The sequence below is a fragment of the Streptomyces sp. NPDC016845 genome (assembly GCF_044332585.1).
GTDB lineage: Bacteria > Actinomycetota > Actinomycetes > Streptomycetales > Streptomycetaceae > Streptomyces.
Genome location: NZ_JBIRPI010000016.1, coordinates 73,814 through 95,382 on the forward strand (window position 1 = coordinate 73,814; position 21,569 = coordinate 95,382).

At 73.8% G+C, this 21,569-nt stretch carries 19 protein-coding genes; 9 read left to right on the top strand and 10 right to left on the bottom strand.

What is annotated here, in order from left to right; genetic code table 11:
• Nucleotides 1-16: 16 nt before the first annotated feature.
• Nucleotides 17-3,466, top strand: a complete 3,450-nt coding sequence (locus ACH4RC_RS29485; RefSeq protein WP_398206290.1) for a DNA polymerase III subunit alpha — start codon at nucleotides 17-19, stop codon at nucleotides 3,464-3,466.
• Complete coding sequence (locus tag ACH4RC_RS29490) at nucleotides 3,463-4,479, top strand: DNA polymerase thumb domain-containing protein (protein WP_398206292.1); 1,017 nt, start codon at nucleotides 3,463-3,465, stop codon at nucleotides 4,477-4,479. The genes ACH4RC_RS29485 and ACH4RC_RS29490 overlap by 4 nt, the downstream gene beginning before the upstream one ends.
• Nucleotides 4,480-4,481: 2 nt before the next feature.
• Here ACH4RC_RS29490 and ACH4RC_RS29495 read toward each other — a convergent pair whose 3' ends face one another.
• The gene (locus ACH4RC_RS29495) at nucleotides 4,482-4,859 is read right to left on the bottom strand and encodes a cupin domain-containing protein (protein ID WP_398206294.1); all 378 of its coding nucleotides are present in this window, start codon (nucleotides 4,857-4,859) and stop codon (nucleotides 4,482-4,484) included.
• A gap of 112 nt (nucleotides 4,860-4,971) precedes the next feature.
• Between ACH4RC_RS29495 and ACH4RC_RS29500 the strand changes: the two genes are divergently transcribed.
• A complete protein-coding gene (locus ACH4RC_RS29500; protein WP_398206296.1) occupies nucleotides 4,972-5,418 on the top strand; it encodes a MarR family winged helix-turn-helix transcriptional regulator in 447 nt (148 codons plus the stop codon).
• 28 nt (nucleotides 5,419-5,446) lie between these two features.
• Here ACH4RC_RS29500 and ACH4RC_RS29505 read toward each other — a convergent pair whose 3' ends face one another.
• Nucleotides 5,447-6,481 carry a lytic polysaccharide monooxygenase gene (locus ACH4RC_RS29505; protein WP_398206297.1) on the bottom strand — a complete coding sequence of 345 codons (1,035 nt, stop codon included), beginning with the start codon at nucleotides 6,479-6,481 and terminating at the stop codon, nucleotides 5,447-5,449.
• 344 nt (nucleotides 6,482-6,825) lie between these two features.
• Nucleotides 6,826-7,515 (bottom strand): response regulator, encoded by a 690-nt coding sequence (locus tag ACH4RC_RS29510; protein ID WP_398206456.1) that lies wholly within the window; start codon nucleotides 7,513-7,515, stop codon nucleotides 6,826-6,828.
• Between the two features lie 160 nt (nucleotides 7,516-7,675).
• On the opposite strand from ACH4RC_RS29510, the gene ACH4RC_RS29515 reads away from it, so the two are divergent.
• The 3 genes from ACH4RC_RS29515 to ACH4RC_RS29525 are packed head-to-tail and all read left to right on the top strand — an operon-like array spanning nucleotide 7,676 to nucleotide 10,702.
• A complete protein-coding gene (locus ACH4RC_RS29515; protein WP_398206458.1) occupies nucleotides 7,676-8,659 on the top strand; it encodes a Bug family tripartite tricarboxylate transporter substrate binding protein in 984 nt (327 codons plus the stop codon).
• The gene (locus ACH4RC_RS29520; RefSeq protein WP_398206299.1) at nucleotides 8,656-9,189 is read left to right on the top strand and encodes a tripartite tricarboxylate transporter TctB family protein; all 534 of its coding nucleotides are present in this window, start codon (nucleotides 8,656-8,658) and stop codon (nucleotides 9,187-9,189) included. The genes ACH4RC_RS29515 and ACH4RC_RS29520 overlap by 4 nt, the downstream gene beginning before the upstream one ends.
• A gap of 4 nt (nucleotides 9,190-9,193) precedes the next feature.
• On the top strand, nucleotides 9,194-10,702 hold the full coding sequence (locus tag ACH4RC_RS29525; protein WP_398206301.1) for a tripartite tricarboxylate transporter permease: 1,509 nt from the start codon (nucleotides 9,194-9,196) through the stop codon (nucleotides 10,700-10,702).
• 153 nt (nucleotides 10,703-10,855) lie between these two features.
• On the opposite strand, the gene ACH4RC_RS29530 is transcribed toward ACH4RC_RS29525, so the two are convergent.
• Nucleotides 10,856-10,993, bottom strand: coding sequence for a hypothetical protein (locus ACH4RC_RS29530; RefSeq protein ID WP_398206303.1), 138 nt, complete (start codon nucleotides 10,991-10,993; stop codon nucleotides 10,856-10,858).
• Between the two features lie 108 nt (nucleotides 10,994-11,101).
• Here ACH4RC_RS29530 and ACH4RC_RS29535 point away from each other — a divergent pair, with 108 nt between their 5' ends.
• Nucleotides 11,102-11,707: a class I SAM-dependent methyltransferase gene (locus ACH4RC_RS29535; RefSeq protein ID WP_398206305.1), complete on the top strand. Its 606-nt coding sequence runs from the start codon at nucleotides 11,102-11,104 to the stop codon at nucleotides 11,705-11,707.
• Between the two features lie 35 nt (nucleotides 11,708-11,742).
• Here the strand turns inward: ACH4RC_RS29535 and ACH4RC_RS29540 are convergent, their stop codons facing one another.
• The gene (locus tag ACH4RC_RS29540) at nucleotides 11,743-12,261 is read right to left on the bottom strand and encodes a DUF402 domain-containing protein (protein ID WP_398206307.1); all 519 of its coding nucleotides are present in this window, start codon (nucleotides 12,259-12,261) and stop codon (nucleotides 11,743-11,745) included.
• Between the two features lie 81 nt (nucleotides 12,262-12,342).
• On the opposite strand from ACH4RC_RS29540, the gene ACH4RC_RS29545 reads away from it, so the two are divergent.
• On the top strand, nucleotides 12,343-12,708 hold the full coding sequence (locus ACH4RC_RS29545; RefSeq protein WP_398206308.1) for a GntR family transcriptional regulator: 366 nt from the start codon (nucleotides 12,343-12,345) through the stop codon (nucleotides 12,706-12,708).
• Nucleotides 12,709-12,734: 26 nt separating this feature from the next.
• On the opposite strand, the gene ACH4RC_RS29550 is transcribed toward ACH4RC_RS29545, so the two are convergent.
• Entirely contained in the window at nucleotides 12,735-13,829 is a 1,095-nt protein-coding gene (locus ACH4RC_RS29550; RefSeq protein ID WP_398206309.1) for a DUF5925 domain-containing protein, read from the bottom strand.
• A gap of 84 nt (nucleotides 13,830-13,913) precedes the next feature.
• Between ACH4RC_RS29550 and ACH4RC_RS29555 the strand changes: the two genes are divergently transcribed.
• Nucleotides 13,914-15,305 carry a xylan 1,4-beta-xylosidase gene (locus ACH4RC_RS29555; RefSeq protein WP_398206311.1) on the top strand — a complete coding sequence of 464 codons (1,392 nt, stop codon included), beginning with the start codon at nucleotides 13,914-13,916 and terminating at the stop codon, nucleotides 15,303-15,305.
• A 144-nt stretch (nucleotides 15,306-15,449) separates the two neighbouring features.
• Here the strand turns inward: ACH4RC_RS29555 and ACH4RC_RS29560 are convergent, their stop codons facing one another.
• The 4 genes from ACH4RC_RS29560 to ACH4RC_RS29575 all read right to left on the bottom strand — a co-directional run bounded on the left by ACH4RC_RS29560 (nucleotide 15,450) and on the right by ACH4RC_RS29575 (nucleotide 21,556).
• Nucleotides 15,450-18,899 (bottom strand): lipopolysaccharide biosynthesis protein, encoded by a 3,450-nt coding sequence (locus ACH4RC_RS29560; RefSeq protein ID WP_398206460.1) that lies wholly within the window; start codon nucleotides 18,897-18,899, stop codon nucleotides 15,450-15,452.
• Nucleotides 18,900-18,993: 94 nt separating this feature from the next.
• Nucleotides 18,994-19,806, bottom strand: coding sequence for a polysaccharide deacetylase family protein (locus tag ACH4RC_RS29565; protein WP_398206313.1), 813 nt, complete (start codon nucleotides 19,804-19,806; stop codon nucleotides 18,994-18,996).
• A complete protein-coding gene (locus tag ACH4RC_RS29570) occupies nucleotides 19,803-20,756 on the bottom strand; it encodes a glycosyltransferase (protein ID WP_398206314.1) in 954 nt (317 codons plus the stop codon). Before ACH4RC_RS29570 ends, ACH4RC_RS29565 begins: the two co-directional genes overlap by 4 nt.
• Nucleotides 20,753-21,556: a glycosyltransferase family 2 protein gene (locus ACH4RC_RS29575; RefSeq protein ID WP_398206315.1), complete on the bottom strand. Its 804-nt coding sequence runs from the start codon at nucleotides 21,554-21,556 to the stop codon at nucleotides 20,753-20,755. Before ACH4RC_RS29575 ends, ACH4RC_RS29570 begins: the two co-directional genes overlap by 4 nt.
• Nucleotides 21,557-21,569 lie beyond the last annotated feature (13 nt).

Sequence of the window (21,569 nt, forward strand, 5' to 3'; positions counted from 1 at the left end):
CCGATTGGCTCGAGGTGTGCTGGAGGTGCGTGCGGTGGACTTCACGCATCTGCACACCGTGTCCGGGTTCTCCGTGCGCTACGGCGCCTCCCACCCGGAGCGGCTCGCCGAGCGCGCCGCCGAGCGGGGCATGGCCGCCGCCGCCCTCACCGACCGGGACACCGTCGCCGGAACCGTCCGCTTCGCCAAGGCGTGCGCCAGGCACGGGGTGCGCCCGCTGTTCGGCGTCGACCTCGCGGTGGGCGCCCACGAGCCCGGTGCCAGGCGCCCGACGCCCGTACGCGGCGGCGCCTTCGTCGACGAGTCGGCGCCCCGCGCCACCTTCCTCGCCCGCGACGGGGCCCACGGCTGGGCCGACCTGTGCCACCTGATCACCGCCGCGCACGCCGGGGACGACCCCAAGGACGTCCGCCTGCCCTGGGACGCCAACCACGGCGACGGCCTCACCGTGCTGCTCGGCCCCGACTCCGACGTCGGCCGTGCCCTCGCCGCCGGCCGCCCCGACCGAGCGGCGGCGCTGCTCGCCCCCTGGCGCGAGATCTACGGCGACGCCCTGCGCCTCGAAGCCGTCCACCACGGCAGGGCGGGCACGGGCCCCGGCTCGCTGCGCCTGGCCGCCCGCACCGTCGGCTTCGCCGCCGACCAGGGAATTCGCCCGGTCCTCAGCAACGACGTCCGCTACGCCGACCCGGGCGCGGGCCCCGTCGCCGACGTCCTGGACGCCGCGCGCCGCCTCGTCCCCGTCGACCCGACCAAGGAGCTGGACAGCGGAGAGCGCTGGCTGAAGGACCCCGCCGCCATGCTGGCCGGGGCCGAGCGGATCGTGGAGGCGGCCGGCTTCCAGCGCTCCACGGCGCGCCGGCTGCTCGAACAGACCGAGGAGACGGCCGCCGCCTGCCGCGTCGACCCCGAGGACGACCTCGGCATCGGCTCCGTCCGCTTCCCCGAACCGCACCTCGTGGGCGCCGGGCGGCGCACCGCCCAGCGCGTCCTCGCCTCCCGCGCGGCCGCCGGCATGGTCCGCCTCGGCCACGCGGGCGACCGCTCGTACTGGGAGCGGCTCCACCGCGAGCTGGACATCATCGCCCACCACGACTTCGCCACCTACTTCCTCACGGTCGCCCAGGTCGTCGACGACGTGCGGGCCATGGGCGTCAGGGTCGCGGCGCGCGGCTCCGGCGCCGGATCGCTGGTCAACTACCTCCTCGGCATCGCCAACGCCGACCCGGTCGAGCACGGCCTGCTCATGGAGCGCTTCCTGTCCAAGCGCCGCTCCGTCCTGCCCGACATCGACGTCGACGTGGAGTCCGCGCGCCGCCTGGACGTCTACCGCGCGATCCTCGACCGGTTCGGCCCCGAGCGCGTCGCCACCGTCGCGATGCCGGAGACCTACCGGGTGCGGCACGCGATCCGGGACGTCGGCGCGGCCCTGTCCATGGCCCCCGCCGACATCGACCGCATCGCCAAGGCGTTCCCGCACATCCGCGCCCGCGACGCCCGCACCGCCATGGCCGAGCTGCCCGAACTCCGTGACATCGCCGCGGAGTTCGGCGACCACCCGAACCTCTGGGAACAGGTCGAGGCGCTCGACGGGCTGCCCCGCGGCGTCGCCATGCACCCGTGCGGCGTGCTGCTCTCCGACGCCTCCCTGCTCGCCCGTACGCCGACCGTGCCGACCAGCGGCGAGGGCTTCCCCATGGCCCAGTTCGACAAGGAGGACGTGGAGGATCTCGGCCTGCTCAAGCTGGACGTGCTCGGTGTGCGGATGCAGTCGGCGATGGCACACGCCGTGGGCGAGATCGAGCGGACGACCGGCGAGTCCGTGGACCTCGACTCCGTACCCCGGACCGACCCGGACACGTACCGGCTGGTCCAGTCCACCGAGACGCTCGGCTGCTTCCAGATCGAGTCGCCCGGCCAGCGCGACCTGGTGGGGCGGCTCCAGCCCGCCACCTTCCACGACCTGGTCGTGGACATCTCGCTGTTCCGGCCAGGGCCCGTCGCCGCCGACATGGTGCGCCCGTTCATCGAGGCGCGGCACGGCCGGGCCCCGGCCCGCTACCCGCACCCGGACCTGGAGGACGCGCTGCGCGAGACGTACGGCGTCGTCGTCTTCCACGAGCAGATCATCGAGATCGTCGACATCATGACCGGCTGCGGCCGCGACGAGGCCGACCGGGTGCGGCGCGGCCTGTCCGACCCCGGGTCGCAGGAGCTGATCAAGTTCTGGTTCGCCCAGCACGCGACGGTGCGCGGTTACGACGCCGAGACCATTCGGAAGACCTGGGCGATCGTCGAGGCGTTCGGCTCGTACGGCTTCTGCAAGGCGCACGCCGTGGCCTTCGCCGTCCCGACCTACCAGTCGGCGTGGCTGAAAACGCACCATCCCGCCGCGTTCTACGCGGGGCTGCTCACGCACGACCCCGGCATGTACCCGAAGCGGCTGCTGCTCGCGGACGCGCGGCGGCGGGGCGTTCCGGTGCTCCCGCTGGACGTGAACAACTCCGCGGTCGATCATCGGATCGAACTGGTGTCCGACGGCGACCGGCCGGACGGAACATGGGGCATCCGGCTCGCCCTCTCCGACGTGTACGGCATCAGCGAGGCGGAGGCCGAACGCATCGCCGCGGGGCGCCCCTACACCTCCCTGCTCGACTTCTGGGAACGGGCCCGCCCGAGCCGCCCGCTCGCCGCCCGGCTCGCCCAGGTCGGCGCCCTCGACGCGTTCGGCGCCAACCGCCGCGACCTGCAACTGCACCTGACCGAGCTGCAGCGCTCAGGACACGGCGCGCGCGGCGAGCAGCTCCCGCTGACCGGCGGACGGCGCACCGCCCCGGCCGGACTGCCCGACCTCGGCGACACGGAACGGATGAGCGCCGAACTCGGCGTCCTCGGCATGGACGCCTCCCGCCATCTCATGGGCGACTACCAGAAGTTCCTGGACGATCTCGGCGTCGTACCGGCGCGGCGGCTGCGCGACGCCGAGCACGGCAGCACCGTCCTGGTCGCCGGGGCGAAGGCGGCCACCCAGACCCCGCCGATCCGCTCCGGGAAGCGCGTCGTCTTCTCCACCCTCGACGACGGCACGGGCCTCGTCGACCTCGCGTTCTTCGACGACGCGCACGCCGCGTGCGCCCACACCGTCTTCCACTCGTGGCTCCTTCTCGTACGGGGCACGGTCCAGCGGCGCGGACCGCGGAGCCTGAGCGTGGTGGGCGAAGCGGCCTGGAACCTGGCCGAGTTGACGGAGGTCTACGGCGAGCAGGGGCTCGACGGGGTGGCGCGGCGGATGGCCGAGCCGCCGCCCGGGACGGAGTCCGGTCGGGAGCAGGGCGAGAGCGGCCGGCGGATCCAGATGGCCAACGGCTACGTGCTGAACCCGTGGGCCGACCTGAAGCCGGCCGGTGACGGGAACATGGGCCCGCGGCGCAAGCTGTGGCACCAGAGCCAGGGGAGTGCGGGATGAACGCGGTCGAGCGTCAGCGGTCCGGCGAGAGCGATGGCGAGGTGCTGTGCGTACGGTTCCTGCTGCCGCCCGGCGACGAGACATCGCTGCCCCGGCTGCTCGGACTCCTCGCCGGGTTCAGCCCGGCCGTGGAGGCGCTGCCGCCCGACACCGCCCTGGTCGACCTGCGCGGCGCCGTACGGTACTTCGGGCGCGACGCACGTCGGATCGCCTCCGTCATCCGCGTACGTGCGATCGCCCTGCACGGCGTGGAGTGCCTGATCGGGGCCGCTCCCGGACCGATGCTCGCGCGGATGGCCGCCCGCGAGGCCGCACCCGGGGAGACGCACGTGGTGCGGGACGCCCGGGAGTTCCTCGACGATCAGCCCGTCGGCGCGCTCCCCGGTGTCGGCGCCGCCACCGCGCGGACCCTGGGCGAGTACGGGCTCGACACCGTCGGCCGGCTCGCGACCGCGCCGCTGTCCACGCTGCAACGCCTCACCACCGCCCGCGTCGGACGCGACCTGCACGACAAGGCGCGCGGCATCGACCGCACCCGCGTCGTCCCGAACGCCGCCGCACGCTCACTCGCCGCCGAACGCGGCTTCGTACGCGACGAGCTGGACCCGTACCGGCACCGCCGCGCGCTCCTCGCCGCCGCCGACGAGCTGGGCGCCCGGATGCGGGACGAGGGCCAGGTGTGCCGCTCGCTGACGTTGACGGTGCGCTACGCCGACCGGTCCTCGACCGTACGGAGCCGGGCGCTCGCCGAGCCGAGCGCCCACTCCGTCGCCCTGACCGGGGCGGCGTACCGGATGTACGACGCGCTGGGGCTGCAACGGGCCCGGGTGCGCGCCATCGCCCTGCGGGCCGAGGGGCTCGGCCCGGCCGAGGCTGCCACCCGGCAGCTCACCTTCGACCCCGTGGACGAGCGGGCCAGGACCCTGGAGGCGGTGGCCGACCGGGCGCGGGCGCGGTTCGGACCCGGGGCGGTCGTGCCCGCCTCGCTGGCCGCCCGGCCGCTCGCCGCCTGACCTCAGGCGTTGGCCCAGGGCGGCGTGATCCGCGTACCGTCCGCGAGCTCCGCCTCCAGGCCGACCGAGGCCGTCACCCACATCGTGGCCGTGGCGTCGGCCGGGTTCTCGACCGCGAGGGTCGCGCCCGCGTTCACGATCGCCGCGTCCCCGGCGGTGAGGGTGTGCGCGGTGCCGTCGATCGTCAGGCGCAGCGAGCCGGTCAGGAGGTGGAGGATCTCCTCGCGGGTGACGGTGTGGGCGGGGGCCTTCGTACCTGCCGGGATCTCGCCCCGCCAGGCGGCCAGTTCCTCGCTGCCGGTGGCGGGACGGGCGTACGAGACGAAGCGGGTTCCGTGGAGTTCGTGGACGACGGCTTCGGCGGCGCGGATGACGGGCATGGCTGCTCCTCGTTCGGCGTGGGCGCGGTCAGGTGGCCCGACTGGTGGTCAAGCCGCTTGTCCATATAGTCAAGCTGCTTGACCATGCCGTCAAGGGTGTTTCAATGTCCGCGTGCAGAACTCCGACGCCATGGCCCTGTCCGTCGCCCTCCTCGCCGCAGCCGGTGAGCTGACGCAGCGCATCCACGCCTCCGTCGTGGCCAAGGGCTTCGAGGGGCTGCGGCCCGCCCACGGTTTCGCCTTCGTGCGGCTCTCCACCGGGGACGCCACCGCCACCGACCTCGCCGCGCACCTCGGGGTGACCAAGCAGGCCGCCGCGCAACTCGTCGACGAGCTGGTGCGCAAGGGGTACGCCGAGCGCCGCCCCCACCCCGCGGACGCGCGCGCCCGGCTCGTCGTGCTGACCGAACGGGGCTGGGCCTGCACCCGGGCGGCCGAGGAAGCCATGGCCGACGCGGTGCGACCGTGGGTGGAGCGGCTCGGGGAGAGCGGGGCGCGGGCGCTGGCCGCGCAGTTGACGGCCGTGGCGCCCGCGGGGCCGGTCAGGCCCGCCTGGTGAGGTGAGGTGAGGTGAGGTCAGGCCGGGTTCATCGCGTCGCGCGGCGGCGCACCGAGATGAACAGGCCCGCGGCGCCGAGCGCGAGCGCCGCGGCTCCGCCCACCGCGATGTAGGGGGTCGTGGAGTCGCCGCCGGTCTCCGCGAGGTTCTGCGTGTTTCCCTGGGCGGCGAGCTGCTGGCCGGCGCTGTCGTCCGTGGTCGGCTGAGCGGACTCGGCCGCCTGGCTTGCCTCGGTTGTCTCGTGGGACTCGTCCGGTGCGTGGGTCTCGTGCGCGTCGGCCTCGGACGCCTCTTGCGGCGCGGCCGCGCCCTCCCCGCTCATGTCCATGCCGCTGTGGTCGACCGTCGACTTGTCCGCGTCCTTTGCGATCTGCTCGTCGGTCGGGGCGGACGCCACCGGGGCCGCACCCTCCGACGTGGCGGAGGTGCCGCCGTATGTCACGTCCGAGCAGGAGTAGAACGCCTCCGGGCTGTCCGAACGCTGCCAGATGCCGTAGATCAGCTGGCGGCCCGTGCGCTCGGGCAGCGTGCCGGAGAAGGTGTAGAAGCCGCCCTCGGCCGTCGGGTCCGTCTTCGTCGCCACCGGGTGCTCCAGGTCCAGGTCGGACCAGGCCAGCGGCTTCGACGCGTCGTAGCCCTGCTTCGTCAGATAGAGGTTGAACGTGCCCTTGTGCTGGGCGGTCACCTTGTACTTGAACGTGTACGAGCCCGCCGACACCTGCGTCGCGGGCCAGTCGGCGCGGGCCAGGTCCATGCCCTTGAACTCGTCGGAGTCGGCCGAGCAGAGCTTGCCGTCCGGGATGCGCTCTTGCGACTTGCCGCCGGCCGCGCCGTCCCGGATGCCGTTCCAGTCGTACAGGGCCTGCGGACCGCCCGCGGCGACCGCCGCCTTGCACGCCGCCGAGGTCGGGTTCTCCGCGCCCTCCGCGTAGCAGGCGGCGACGCGGCTGACGGGGTCGCCGAGCGTGCCGTGCGCTGCCGCGGGGGTGGTCGACAGGGTGAGCAGGGCGAGGGGGGTGAGGCCGGTCGCGGTGAGGGCGGCGATCTTTCGGGGGGCGGGCATGAGGGCTCCTGGGCGTTGGTGAACGGGGGGTCGTGGCAGCGAAGTTAGCCCGGGGAGCTGCGCGGATCTGCCCTTCTGGGGCGTCCGAGTTGATCTTTATGGCGCGCTTAAGGTGCGGCTCAGATTGTGCTCAGGTAGAGCGGCCTCAGCGCCGTGGGGGCGTTGGTTTGTCGGTGGGTGCCGCGCCGTTGTGGTTGCTCGCGCAGTTCCTCGCGCCCCTGCAGGGCGCTGTGAGTGGTTCGGTTTGTCGGCGGGTGCCGCGTCGTCGTGGTTGCTCGCGCAGTTCCTCGCGCCCCTGCGGGGCGCCGTGGGTGGTTCGGGTTGTCGGTGGGTGCCGCGTGCTCCTAGGCGGTCCATCGGTAACGGCGCTCCGGCCGGCCTGTCCCGCCGTATCTCAGTGTCACCCGTGCCCGTCCCGTCCCCGCGAAGAACTCCAGGTATCTGCGCGCGCTCACCCGGGACAGTGAACCCGCCTCCTGGGCGCACTCCGTGGCCGAGAGGCCGTCGGGGTGGGCGCGCAGGGTGCGTTCCACCAGCTCCGCCGTGTGCGCGGCCAGACCCTTGGGCAGCTCCCGCGAACCCGGCGGGCGCGCGCCGAAGATCTGGTCGACGTCCTCCTGCCGCGCCTCGTCCAGCGTGTCCAGGCGCGCCCGTACCGCCGCCACGTGCCGCAACTGCTGCTGCAGCGCCGCCTGGTTGAACGGCTTGATCAGATAGTGCAGCGCACCCGCGCGCAGCGCCGCCCGTACGATCTCCGCGTCCCGCGCCGCCGTGATGAACAGGGCGTCCACCGGAGCCCGCGACGGATCGCGTTCCTCCGCCGCCCGCAGCCCCCGCAACACGTCGATGCCGTCCATGTCCGGCAAGTAGACGTCGAGCAGCACCAGATCGGGCCGGACCTCCTCCGCGGCGCGCAACGCCTCCGCACCGCTGTGCGCCACCCCGGCCACCTCGAAGCCGTCGAGCGCGGACACGTACCGGCTGTGGAGCTTGGCGACCATGAAGTCGTCGTCCACGACCAGCACCTTCGTCACCAGCACCTTTGTCACTGGCGCAGGGTAGGCGCGCGACCACAAGGACCACAACGTTTCTTGCTTGCGCAAGGGAGACAGCCTGTTGACGCGACGGCAACATGTGGGCCACCTCACAACCCCCCGCACACCCGACCCCCGTACTCGACAGGTGGTGGCACCCGTGCGCCTGCGCACACCCCTCGCCCTGCTCGGAGCCGCGGCTCTCGTCCTGGTGGGGCCGCCGCTGCTCACCACCGGCAGCGGCGCCGACACCGGCACGCAGATCCCCGGCCTGCGCCTCATGGTCCCCAACACGCCCGGCGGCGGCTACGACATCACGGCGCGCACCGCCGCCAAGAACGCCGAGGACGCCGGACTCACCCACAACATCGAGGTGTTCAACCTGCCCGGCGCGGGCGGCACCGTCGGCCTCACCCGTCTCGTCGGCGAGCACGGCAACGGCAAGCTCGCCATGTCCATGGGCCTCGGCGTCGTCGGAGCCGCGCGCTCGAACCACTCCCCGAAGACGCTCGCCGACACCACCCCCATCGCCCGCCTCACCGAGGAGGCGGATGTCGTGGTGGTGGCCAAGAACTCCCCGTACAAGGACATCGAGCAGCTCGTCGAGGCGTGGAAGAAGGACCCCGGCAAGCTGCCCGTCGGGGGCGGTTCGTCGCCCGGCGGACCCGATCACCTCGCGCCCATGCTCATGGCGCGGGCCGCCGGGATCCCGCCCAGGAAGGTCAACTACATCCCCTTCGACGGCGGCGGCGAACTGCTCGCCTCCATCCTCGGCAGCAAGGTCGCCTTCGGCGTCTCCGGCGTCGGGGAGTACCTCGACCAGATCAAGAGCGGCGAGCTGCGCCTGCTGGCCGTCACCGGGCCCGAACGCGTCCCCGGCCTCGACGGGCCCACCCTCAAGGAGTCCGGCTACGACGTCGACTTCACCAACTGGCGCGGCATCGTCGCCCCGCCCGGCCTCTCCGGCACCCAGCGCACCAAACTCACCACCCTCGTCCGCAAGCTGCATGCCTCCAAGGAGTGGAAGCGGTCCCTGAAGAAGAACGGCTGGGACGACGCCTTTCTCGTCGGCGACGACTTCGGCGCCTTCCTGGCAGCCCAGGACAAGAACGTCGTCTCCGTACTGAAGGAGCTGGGGCTGTGACGACCTCCACCGAGACCCGCCCGCCGCGGGCGCCCGCGCGCTCCTGGCTGCGCGACCACTCCGAACTCGGCGTCTGCGTCCTGCTGCTCGCGCTCGGCGTCCTCGTCCTCACCGACGCGCTCGCCATGGACGTCGACCTGACACAGCGCGGGCCCGTCGGGCCGAGGACGGTCCCGTTCATCGTCGGCGGCGGGCTGCTGCTCGTCGCCGTGCTGCTCGCCGTCGACGTCCTGCGCGGCGGGCGCGGCGAGGCCGAGGGCGGCGAGGACATCGACCTGTCCGAGCCCGCCGACTGGCGCACGGTCCTTCTCCTCGCCGGGGTCTTCCTCGCCACCGCCGTCCTCATCGAGCCGGCCGGCTTCCCCGTCGCGGGCGCCCTCCTCTTCTGGGGCGCGGCCTACGCGCTCGGCAGCCGCCACCTCCAGCGCGACCCGCTGATCGCCGCCGCCCTCTCCCTCCTCACCTACACCCTCTTCAACAACCTGCTCGGCGTCCCCCTGCCGGGCGGGCCCCTGATGGGAGCGCTGTGACGCCATGAACGCCCTCTCCTCCCTCATGGACGGTTTCGGCACCGCCCTCACCCCGGTCAACCTCCTGTGGGCCGCCCTCGGCGTCCTCCTCGGCACCGCCATCGGCGTCCTGCCCGGCATCGGGCCCGCCATGGCCGTCGCCCTGCTCCTCCCGGTCACGTACGGGCTCGAGCCGACCGGCGCGTTCATCATGTTCGCGGGCATCTACTACGGCGCGATGTTCGGCGGCTCGACGACCTCGATCCTGCTCAACACGCCGGGGGAGAGCGCCGCCGTCGTCGCCGCCATGGAAGGCAACCCGATGGCGAAGGCCGGACGCGGCGCGCAAGCCCTCGCCACGGCCGCCATCGGGCACTTCGCGGGCGGCATGATCGGCACGGTCCTGCTCGTCGCGCTCGCCCCCAAGATCGCCTCGCTCGCCGTCGACATCGGCGCCCCCGACTACTTCGCGATCATGGTCCTGGCCTTCATCGCGGTGACCTCCGTCCTCGGCTCCTCGCGCGTACGCGGCCTCGCCTCACTCCTCATCGGGCTCACCATCGGCCTTGTCGGACTGGACCAGATGACCGGCCAACAACGGCTCACCTTCGGTTCCTTGCAGCTGGCCGACGGTGTGGACGTCGTCATCGTCGCGGTCGGCCTCTTCGCCATCGGCGAGGCGCTGTGGGTCGCCGCGCACCTGCGCCGCTCCAGTGGCGAGGCCATCCCCGTCGGCCGCCCCTGGCTCGGCAAGGCGGACGTGCGGCGCACCTGGAAGTCCTGGCTGCGCGGCCCGCTCATCGGCTTCCCGTTCGGCGCGATCCCCGCGGGCGGCGCCGAGATCCCGACCTTCCTGTCCTACGTGACGGAGAAGCGCCTCTCCCGGCACAAGGACGAATGGGGCAAGGGCGCCATCGAGGGAGTCGCGGGCCCGGAGTCCGCGTCCTCGGCGTCGGCGGCCGGCACCCTCGTCTCGATGCTGACCCTCGGCCTGCCCACCACGGCCGTCGCGGCGGTCATGCTCGCCGCCTTCCAGCAGTACGGGATCCAGCCCGGACCGCTGCTCTTCGAGCGCGAACCCGACCTCGTCTGGGGCCTCATCGCGTCCCTCTTCGTCGGCATGGTCCTGCTCCTCGCCCTGAACCTGCCCCTGGCCCCGGTCTGGGCGAAACTCCTGCGCATCCCGCGCCCCTACCTCTACGCGGGCATCCTCTTCTTCGCCGCGGTCGGCGCCTACGCGGTCGGCGGCGAGCCCGTCGACCTGGTCATCCTGCTGATCATCGGCCTGATCGGGTTCGGCATGCGCCGCTACGGACTGCCCGTCCTGCCCGCCGTCATCGGCGTCATCCTCGGCCCCAACGCCGAACAACAACTGCGCCGCGCCCTCCAGATCAGCGACGGCAGCGTCCACGGCCTCGTCGACACGCCCTTCTCCGTGACCGTGTACGCGGTGGTCCTGCTCATCGTGGCGTGGCCGCTGGCCCGGAAGCTGGTGGCGCGGGGGAAAGGCCATGACGCAGACGGTCCGGCATGACCAGAGGCGGTCCACCCCGCCGCCCACGGGCAAGGGGTGGGCCGCGCCCTGCTCGGCTCCGTCGACGAGCGCGCGCGCCCTCGGACTGCCCCAACTGCGGCTTCGCACCAACGCGTTCACCGCAAGCGTCTCACCCGCATGCGAGCGTCCCGCCTACTCGTCGGGCCACCACGTCTTGCGCACGTCCTTGCGCACTTCGGGGCGCTCGCGCACCGTCTCCGCCGCCTCTTCCCGCAACCGGCGCGTCACGGTGCCCGCTCCGGTCGGTTTGTGGATGGTCACTCGGCGCATGGTGCCTCCTGTACCTACACGAGTTCCAACATCGTGCCGTTGTAGACCTGTTCCCGGCTGATTCCTCATCGAAGCGCAATTGTCAGTGGCGGTTGTCAGGATGTGGGAATGACGCACTCTCTGGGACATGCGGAATGGGACGCCGCCGCGGCCGACTTCGACGACGAACCCGACCACGGTCTGCGCGACCCCGCGGTCCGCGGCGCCTGGGCCGGACGCATGGCCGACTGGCTGCCTGACCAGCCAGGACACCTGCTCGACCTCGGCTGCGGCACCGGCTCGCTCTCGCTCCTCGCGGCCGAGCGCGGACACCGTGTGACCGGCGTGGATTTCGCTCCGAACATGCTGGATCTCGCCCGAAGAAAATTCGCGCCCCATGACGCCCGGTTCCTCCTCGGGGACGCCGCGGCGCCCCCTGTTCCGGCCGCCTCGTACGACGTCGTCCTCGCCCGGCACGTGCTGTGGGCACTGCCCGACCCGGCGGCGGCCCTGCGGACATGGGTGACCCTGCTGCGGCCCCGGGGGCGGCTCGTACTGGTCGAGGGCGTGTGGGGCGAGGTCAGTCCCGCCGGGATCCCGGCGGACCGGCTGCTCGGCCTCGTACGCGAACTGGTGCACGGCGGCGTGCGGCACGAGGAGTTGTCGTCCGACGCGCGGCTCTGGGGCAAGGAGGTGCGTGACGAGCGGTACGCGGTCGTCGCCCTGCGCGACTGACCGGCGCTCGGCGCTTGGTGCTCAGCGCCTGGTGCTCAGCGCAGCAGCGCCTCGAACCGGCCGCTGCGGGCCAGGAGTTCCAGCTCGTCCAGGGCCCGGGACGCCGCGTCGGCGGCGGGCGGGTCCTGGCCGGCGAGGCCGCTGGCCGCGAACTCGTCCTCGTCCAGGCGGAGCACCTGGACGCCGTCGGCGGAGACCCACAGGTCCAGATCGAGGTCGACGGAGACGATGTCACCCGCGGCTCCGCCCTCGCGGACCTCACGGACCGCCGGGCGCGTGATGTCGCAGTACCAGCCCTTCAAGGTGCCGTCGCCCGCCCGGACCTCCTTGACCGCGTACCAGCGGTCGCGCCAGTAGTGCTCGGTGAACACGTCGCCCGGCTCGAAGCGCACGAAGCCGAAGTCGCGGACGCCGTCGCCCGCCCAGTCGGCCCGCACGGTGATGCGCGTACCGTCGTCGGAGAGGAGCCGTGCGGGGTAACCGATCTTCGTACGGCCCGCCTTCACGAGTTTCACCCGTACCACTTCCGGGAGCGAGGGAGTCACTGTGCCCATGGGGCGCACGCTACGTGTCGGCCACACCCGCGTGCCTCCGCTTTTCCGGCGGCCGGGCGGCCCCTGCGCGACAATCGTGCGGTGACCTTGAAGATCCGCATTGACGACAGCGCCGCACCCTACGAGCAGGTGCGGGCCCAGATCAGCGAGCAGGCCAGGGCGGGGGCGCTGCCCGTCGGGTACAAGCTGCCCACCGTGCGCGGCCTCGCGGAGGAGCTGGGGCTCGCCGCGAACACGGTGGCCAAGGCGTACCGGGCCCTGGAGGCGGACGGGGTGATCGAGACGCGCGGGCGCAACGGCACACTGATCGCCGCCGCGGGCGACGCCGCCGACCGGGAGGCCTCGGCCGCCGCGCAGACCTTCGCGGAACGCGCCCGGCGCCTCGGCCTCTCCGAGGAGGCGGCCCTGGCGGCGGCCCGGGACGCGGTGCGCGCGGCCTACGCGTAGACGTAGACCTCCGAAGACCCGTGGCCCTACAGGTACAGGCCCGCCTCCGCGTCCCCGCGCTGCTCCGGTACCGACGTCGGCGAGATGCCCCGGCGCAGCGCGAACAGCTCGGCGAGGGTCGCGCCCTCGCGGCCGATCCCTTCCTCGGTGCCGAGCCAGCCGGTCGCCTCGCGGCGGGTCAGCGGGCCGATCTCGATCCGGGCCAGGCAGCGGCCGGGCCGGACCACGGCCGGGTGCAGGCGCTCCAGGTCCTCGTTGGTGGTGACGCCCACCAGGACGTTGCGGCCCTGGCCGAGCAGTCCGTCCGTCAGGTTGAGCAGCCGGGACAGGGCCTGGCCCGCCGTGTGCTTGGCCTCGCCGCGGATCAGCTCGTCGCAGTCCTCCAGGAGGAGCAGCCGCCAGCGGCCCTTCGCGGCGCCGTCGTCCTCGCCGATCGCGATGTCCATCAGGTAGCCGACGTCGGAGAAGAGCCGCTCGGGGTCGAGCACGCAGTCGACCTGGCACCAGTCCTGCCAGGACCGGGCCAGGGTGCGCAGCGCCGACGTCTTGCCCGTCCCGGGCGGGCCGTGCAGCAGCAGGAGGCGGCCCGCGATGTCCTCGGGCCGCACCTTCATCAGCTGGTCCATGGCCTCGGCGACCGGCTCGGTGTAGTTGCTCCGCACCTCTTCCCACGTACCGGCCGAGATCTGCCGGGTCGTGCGGTGCGGGCCGCGCCGGGGCGACACGTACCAGAAGCCCATCGTCACGTTCTCCGGCTGGGGCTCCGGTTCGTCGGCGGCGCCGTCGGTGGCGTCGCTCAGCACCTTTTCGGCCAGTTCGGCGGTGGTCGCGGTGACGGTGACGTCCGCGCCCCGGTTCCAGCGGGAGACCAGGACCGTCCAGCCGTCGCCGTCGGCGAGCGTGGCGCTGCGGTCGTCGTCGCGGGCGGAGCGCAGGACACGGGCGTCCGGCGGCAGCAGGGTGGCCCCGGAGCGGACGCGGTCGATGTTGGTGGCACGGGAGTGGGGCTGCTCGCCCGTGGCGAAGCGGCCCAGGAACAGCGCGTCGACGACATCGGAGGGCGAGTCGCTGTCGTCGACGCCCAGCCGGACGGGCAGCGCGTCGAAGGGGTTCGCGGACATGCCGCCATGATCCGTCACGAAGGGCCGGCTCGCACAGAGATTTCCGGTGTGCGGCCCCGACCCGGCTCATTATTCTCGTAGTCGATGGGACGTGATGGAGGGGGTCCGGGGGCGTCGCGGTGGCGGCTCGCCGCCGCGTTCGGCGTCGGCGCGGCGGCGCTGGCCGTCGTCCTCGCCGTGCCCGGCACCCTCGCCGACCCCGACTCCACGGGGGACCGCGCTCCGCCCGCACCCTCGGCACCGGGGCCCGGTGTCGGCTGGGGCCTCACCCACACCGAGCACTCCGCGGACGAGGGCGCGCCCGCCGCCCGCGCGCGCGTCGAGAAGCTGCTCAGGTCACGGCCGATGCCGCAGAACGAGGCGATCATGGGCTGGGGCGCGGGCAACCCCGAACCGGCGCCGGGCCGTTACGACTTCGCCGCCATGGACAGCCGCATGCGACTGATCCGCAGGTCCGGCGGTACCCCCGTGATCACGCTGTGCTGCGCGCCCGACTGGATGAAGGGCGGGAAGCCGGGCGCGGAGAACACCGACTGGAGCCAGGAGAACCTGGAGAAGGCGCCCCTGCCCGAGCACTACCAGGACTTCGCGGACCTCGCGGCGGCGATCGCCGAGCACTACCCCTTCGTACGCCACTTCATCGTGTGGAACGAGTTCAAGGGCTTCTGGGACGAGGAGCGCGGCCGCTGGGACTACGAGGGCTACACGAAGCTCTACAACCTCGTCCACCGGGCGCTGAAGAAGGCCGACCGGTCCCTCCAGGTCGGCGGCCCGTACCTGGGCATGGACAGCGTCGACCCGCAGCACACGGACCGCGGGGCGCCGGAGGGGGCGGAGGGAGCCTGGGGGCGGATGGACCAGCGGGTCGTCGACGCGTTCGACTACTGGAACGAGCACAAGGCGGGCGCCGACTTCGTCGTCGTCGACGGTGCCACCTACCCGACCGGGGGCGAGCCGCTGCCCGACGCGTTCGCGGCCACCGACAAGTTCACCGACGTCAGCGAGTGGATCAGGCGGCGGACCGGCGGTCTGCCGCTGTGGTGGGCCGAGTACTACGTGGAGCCCGCCGACGCCGCGGGCGCCCGCGAGGGCTGGAGCGAGCGGCACCGCGTCGCCGTCCAGGCCGCGGGCCTGACGGCCCTGGCGAAGGGCGGCGTCACCTCCGCCTTCCACTGGAACCCCGAGGCGCAGGCCGGGACTTCGTGCGCCGGGTGCGTGTGGCGGCCCACCGGCCGCGCCTCCGGCGGCGGCGCGCTCCCCATGTACGGCCTCCTGTCGCGGTTCCACGCGGAGTTCGGGCCCGGCACGAGGTTCCGCCGCGTCACCGTCGCCGCGACGGACAAGGAGCGCGTGCGCGTCCTCGCCGACGACGAAACGGTCCTGGTGGTGAACACCCTGGACCGGCCGATCAGCGCCGAGGTCGACGGCCGGCGCTTCCGGATGCAGGGCTACGAGGTGAAGTGGCTGCGCCGCTGAGGCGGGCGGGCGGGCAGGCAGGCGGGCGGGCGAGCGCCAAGACAGCCCGGCGTCAGGACAGGCCCGAGGTCGCGACAGGCCAGCCTCAGGCTAGGCGTCAGGACAGGCCCGAGGTCGCCGATAGGCCCAGCCTCAGACCCGGCGTCAGGGCACGCCCAGTGTGAGGAAGCGCCGGATCAGCGCCACCGCGACCACCGCGAGCAGCGCCAGCGCCCACCGGAACGTACGGTTCAGCCACCGCAGTCGCCGCACGCTCGGCGGGGCCGCCACCCGGACCACCTCGCGCGCCGCGAGCAGCACGGTCAGCGCGAGCGCCGCCAGGGCGCCGAGGGCCGTCCACGGTGTCCAGGTGATGTGCGGCCCGGCCGGACCGGAGTCGGCTCGCTCGACCGGCCCGGCCGGCTGGGCGCGCGAGCGGTACAGGGCCGCGTCCTCGTTGACGTAGACCTTCTCCAGCTCCTGCCGTGCGTCGAGGCTCCGCAGGAGCCGGGCCTGCCAGGACCGCGGGTAACCGGCGTCGAGGCGCAGGAAGGCGGCCTGGCTCTCGTTGACCACGAGGAACGTGTTCGGGCCCGCGTCCGTGACCGCCTCGACCAGGCCGTCGACCAGGACCGGGTCGACCGGCGCGCGCACCGGCACGTACGTGACCCGCTCCATGTCGCGGGCGCCCCACGGCAGCGACGGCGTCACGTCGGCGGCCGGGTCGCGGCTCAGCCACAGCAGCCGGACGCTCGGCTCGTCATGGGCGTAGACGTACTCCATCGCCGCGGCCTCGCCGGGCCTGACCCGTTCGAACGGCTCGTTGCCCCAGCGGGCCACCAGGAAGCCGCCCATGAGCAGCAGCCCCGCGAGGAGCGCGGCGAGCGGGGCGACGCTGATCCGGTCCCGGTCGCGCTCCTTCACGGTCAGCCCGGCGCGGGGGAACAGGGCGAGACCGGCGAGGAGCGCGGCGCCGGGGAGGGCGAACAGGAAGACGCGGAGCGCCATCTCACCCCCGTACGACTGCATGGCGAGACCGAGGAACGGGACGCAGGCCAGGACGGGCAGGGAGCGTTCGCGGTAGCGCCATTCGCGGCGGCGCCACCAGCCGTACAGGGCGCCGGTGAGGACGCCGCCCGCGAGGAGCACGCGCGCGTAGAGGACGAGGGCGTGGCTGGAGTCGCCGCCCTGGATGCGGCCGGTGACCGACGAGGAGACGTTCCCGCCGATTCCGCCGACGCCGCCGAAAAGGTCGCCGAGATGTCCGGCCCAGTACGGCTCCGCGGCGAAGCCGAGCCAGCCGACCACCATGACGCCGCACAGCAGCGGCAGGCCGGGCAGTTCGCAGCGGCCCGCGAGGACGAGGCCGGTCAGGGTGCCCAGCATCATGAACGGCGTGAGCTGGTGCGCCGGGACGGTCGCCGTGAACAGGGCGAGGAGGAGGGCGAGGAGCGCGACGCGCTGGCGGCGGCCGGCCGGTTCGACCTCCGTCTCGCCCGGCCGCCGCTTGTCCCACAGCACGCGCGGCGGCCGGAACCAGACGAGCAGGACCGCCACGAACATCAGGTACAGCAGGTACGTGAAGCCTTGCGGCGAGAAGTAGTCCTGGCCGACCCAGCCGCTCAGGACGAAGATCCACAGGCCGGTCCACCCGGCCCGCCAGTTCGCCCGTACCGAGCGCAGCAGCAGGAACATCGGGACCAGGCACAGGAGGTGGAGCGCCGGCGGCCACCAGCGCAGGAGTTGTTCCAGGTCGTCGATGCCGCAGGCGCGGGCGAGGAACGCGGCGGCGGCGAAGAAGCCGGGCCAGCTCCAGCGCGCGTCCAGGTTCGGCGCGGCGGTCCCGGTGCGGTCGATGTGATCCAGGAAGCCCAGATGCCGCCAGGCCGTGGCGAACCGGGGCTGCTCCTCGACGACGGCGGGCAGCGCGTGCAGGGACACGACGGTGGCGAGCAGGGTGCACAACAGCAGCGCCTTGTGCGGGGCTTCGAGCCAGAGCAGTGACGTGAAGGCGACGACGAGCAGCGCGGCGCCGACGAGCGTGGCCGGGGGCAGCACCGAGACGAGGCCGAGCCCGCCCATCGCGTCGAGGTCCGCGTCGTCCATGGAGAGGACCGGGACCCAGTAGAGGGCGAGCGCGGCGAGGAGCAGCAGCGCCAGGGCCACGACCGTGGGGCGCGCGGCCGGGCGTGGTGGTTCCGTCTCCGGGACCTCGGCGGCGTCGTACAGGGGGTGCGGGGCCTTGGGGCGCGGGCTCGCGTGGTGATCCGGGCGGAGCCGGACAGTGAGCCGGGTGACGGCGTCGCGCAGCGTTTCCGCGGCCGTCTGCCGCTGAGCGCGCTCCGTCGGCGGCGGGCCGAGATCGGCGAGGTCACCGTCGGGCGCGGCGTCCTCGGCCGGCTCCGTGGACGGGGCGACGCGCAGGACGCGCCACAGCTTCGGCGCGGCGATCGCCAGGACGACGCCGAGCGAGCAGACCTCGGCGAGGCCCGCCCCGGTCAGCCCCCTCGTCGGCAGGAACAGCAGCGTCAGGCCGAGGACCAGGGCGCAGAGCAGCCCTTGCAGCCAGGCGAGCCCCGACGTCCTGCTCTGGGCCCGCAGCACCGCGAAGTAGATCTCCATGACCACGCGCAGGGCCGCGCCGAGGGCGAGCAGGCGGAGCAGCGGGGTGGCCGCGTCGGCGTAGTCCCGCCCGAACACGCGCAGCACGTAGGGCGCGAGGAGCAGCAGCAGCCCGCAGACCGGCAGCATGATGCGGGCCATGCGGCGCAGCGCGGCCCGGGTGTGCGCGGCGAGCCGCGCGGGGTCGTGCGAGCCCTCGACGGTCAGGGACGCGCCCATGTTGACGGCGAGGAGGTTGACCGTGCCGCCGATCGTGGCGGCGACGTAGAAGTAGGCGTTGTCGGCGGAGGAGACCTGCGAGGCGATCAGCACCGGTACGAGGAAGACCACGGCGAGCGAGAACAGCGAGCCCGTGTAGTCGCCCGCCAGGAAACGGCCCACCTCGCGCGCCGTCGGAGGCGCCCCGGCCCCGTCCTGCGTGGCGGCGGCGTGCCGGGGCACGAGCCGCCGCAGGACCAGCAGGCCCAGCGGCAGCAGTGAGAAGGCGATGGCGACCGCCCACGACACGAAGACGCCGCTGGCCGGAAGGGCGACGGCGAACGCGACGAGCAGCGCCAGCTTCACCGACGAGAACACGGCGTTGCCCACCGGCACCCACGGCGCGCTGCGCAACCCGGTGAGCACGCCGTCCTGAAGGGTCAGCAGCGCCCAGGCGACGACGGCGGCGACAAAGCCGATCCCGGGCAGCGGTCCGTGCAGGAAGCGGTACGAGGGCCCCCAGGCGTCGAGCGTCAGCAGGAAGACGACGGCCGCGAGGGAGACGGCGACCGCGCTCCACCCGTACGCACGCACGACGAGGCGGCCGGTGGCGCGCCCCGCGACGGGCAGGAAGCGGGCCAGGGCCCCGGTGAGCGCCACGGCGGTGAGGCCGGCGAGGAGCTTCATCGCCGCGATCGCCGCGGAGCCACGGCCGACCGCGTCAGCCGAGTAGTAGTGCGCGGCGGCCAGCCAGAAACCGACACCGAGGACGGCCGAGACGACGGTGTTCAGCATCAGCGCGTAGGCGTTGCGGAACAGTTGGCCGCCCTGCGGCCCCTGTCCGGGGCCGGGCGGCGTGCCCTGGGCGCTCCCGGTGGCCGCCACCGTGTCAGCCACGGGCCCGCACGGCTTTCCGGGCACCGCGCACCACGGCGTACGCCGTGGTCAGCGCCCTGTCCCCGGCGAAGTACGGCCCGATGGCGCGGCCCTCGACCAGCCGCTCGAACGCGGCGGGCCCGGTGGACCGGCGCACGGTGACCCGCCGCAGGGCGTACGGTCCCTGGCGGCGCCGGGCGAGCCCGTTGCCGACGGCGAGGGCCTGCGCGAACCCCGCCGCGCGGACGGCCTGCCGCACGCGCCGGTCGGAGTGCCCGTAGGGGTGGGCGAAGGAGGCGGGCGGGGCCCCCAGCTCGCCCTTCAGTATGTCCCGGCAACGCGTCAGCTCGAACTGGAGTGCCGCGGCGCCGAGTTGGTCGAGCGGCGGATGCGTGTGGCTGTGCCCGCCGATCTCCACGCCGTGCGCGGCCAGCGCCCGCACCTGCCCCCAGCCGAGCATCGCGTCGAGCCCGCCCCCGGTGTCGTACGGGCCGCGCAGCCAGCCCGTCGCCACGAACAGGGTGGCGGCGAACCCGTACCGGGCGAGTACGGGCAGGGCGTGCCGGTGCACCCCTTCGTACCCGTCGTCGAAGGTGATGAGCACGGGCCGCGCGGGCAGCTCCCCGCCGCGCCCGCGCCAGACCGCGGCCAGCTCGGCGACGGTCAGCGGGGTGCGCCCGTGCGCGGCGAGGATCTCCATCTGCGTGGCGAACTGCCCGGGGGACACCGAGAGCCGCCGGATCGCGGGGCCCGGCTCGTGCGCGACCGCGTGGTACATCAGCACCGGGACGGCCGCACGGTCGGCTTCCCGCGCGGGCGCGCTCATGCCGTCGCCCTCTCCCGCACGTAGCCGGCCGTCGCCATGGCGAGCCCGGTCACGACGGCTCCGGCGCGGGCCGCGCCGTCCGGGCGGGCGAGGAGCGCGTCCCGGGCCGCGCGCGCCAGCGCGGCCGGGAGGACGCGCGTGACGTACGCGCGCTCGGACCTGAGCCCGCTGCCCGTGCCGACCCTTCTCGTCAGCCGGGCCTTCGAGAGCCCTTCCGCGTAGGTGCGGGCACGGAAGTAGGCGAACCGTTCGCGTTCGGGCGGGACGCGGTGGTGGACCACGGCGCGGTCGTCGATCAGCAGGACGGCGTCGGGTCTGGCGCGGCTGAGGCGGATGCACAGCTCCGTCTCCTCGCAGCCGAGCGGGCGCGGGCCGCCGTCGCGGCCGATGCCGGGGGCGAAGCCGCCCGTCGCCGCCAGGGCGGTGCGGCGGTACGAGGCGTTGCCGCCCAGCACATTGCGGACCCGCGCCGTGCCGTGCGGCAGCCCCCGGTAGGTGCACCCCACGACCCAGTCGAACTCCGCCGGGAACCAGCCGGGCCGGCGCCCCGACGCCCAGACCGGCTCGGTGCGTCCGCCGACCGCCATGACGCGCGGGTCGGCGTAGGCGGCGGCGAGGTGGCGCAGCCAGTCCCGCTCCGCCACCGCGTCGTCGTCGAGGAACGCGACGATCTCACCGGACGAGGCGGCGATGCCGGTGTTGCGCCCGGCGGAGAGACCGGGCGGCCCCGCGTTCGCGAGGACCCGGAGACCGGCCGTCCGCCCGTACTCCTCGCTCAGCCGGTCGAGCAGCGCGGGACGGTGGTCGACGACGAGGAGGACCTCCGAGGCCGGGTACGACTGCGCCCGTACGGAGCCGACCGCCGCGAGGGTGTCCGCCCAGCGGTCCTCGGTGTACGCGCAGATGACGACGGCCGCCGTGGGCCGCCGCCCGTCCTGGCGGCCGGTCAAGGCAGCCGCCCGCGCGCCGCGTCGGGCCGCGCGGCGCACGGCCCGACGCGGCGCGCCCGCCGGTTCGGCCGCTCCTTCAGGATCACCCTCAGGACCCGCAGCCCGTCCCGCACCGCACGCAGATTGCTCGCCCCGTGGATCCGCACATGCTCGTGGCTCGGGATCTCCCGCACCCGCAGCCCCGCCTTGACGACGCGGATGTTCATCAGCGTCTCCACCTCGAAGCCGGTGCAGTCGAGGTCGATCGCGTCGAGGCAGTGGCGCCAGAACGCGTTGTAGCCGTAGCAGAGATCGGTGTAGCCGGCCCCGAACTTGGCGTTGACGACCGCGCACAGCGCCCGGTTGCCGAGCCTGCGGACCGTCGTCATGTCGTCGGTGGCGCCGCCGCGGGCGAACCGCGAGCCCTTGGCGAAGTCGGCGCCGGAGACGAGCGCGGCGACGTAGGAGGCGATCTCGCGGCCGTCGGCGGAGCCGTCCGCGTCGACCGTCACGATGATGTCGCCGGAGCACGCCCGGAACCCGGTGATCAGCGCGTCGCCCTTGCCCTTGCCGGGCTGCGGCACGACGACGACCCCGGGCCGCAGCGCGCGGGCGACCGCCACGGTGCCGTCGGTGGAGTCGCCGTCCACGAGGACGACTTCGTGGATCCGGTCGGGCAGGGTGGCGAAGACGTACGGGAGGTTCCGTGCCTCGTTCATGGCGGGGAGGACGACGCTGACGCGCGGCGCGGCGCACCGGGCGGGCGTGCGGGCGGGCCCGGGAACGGCAGGGGGCGCCGGGCGCGCGGCGGGGCTGCTCACAGGTCTGGCCCTC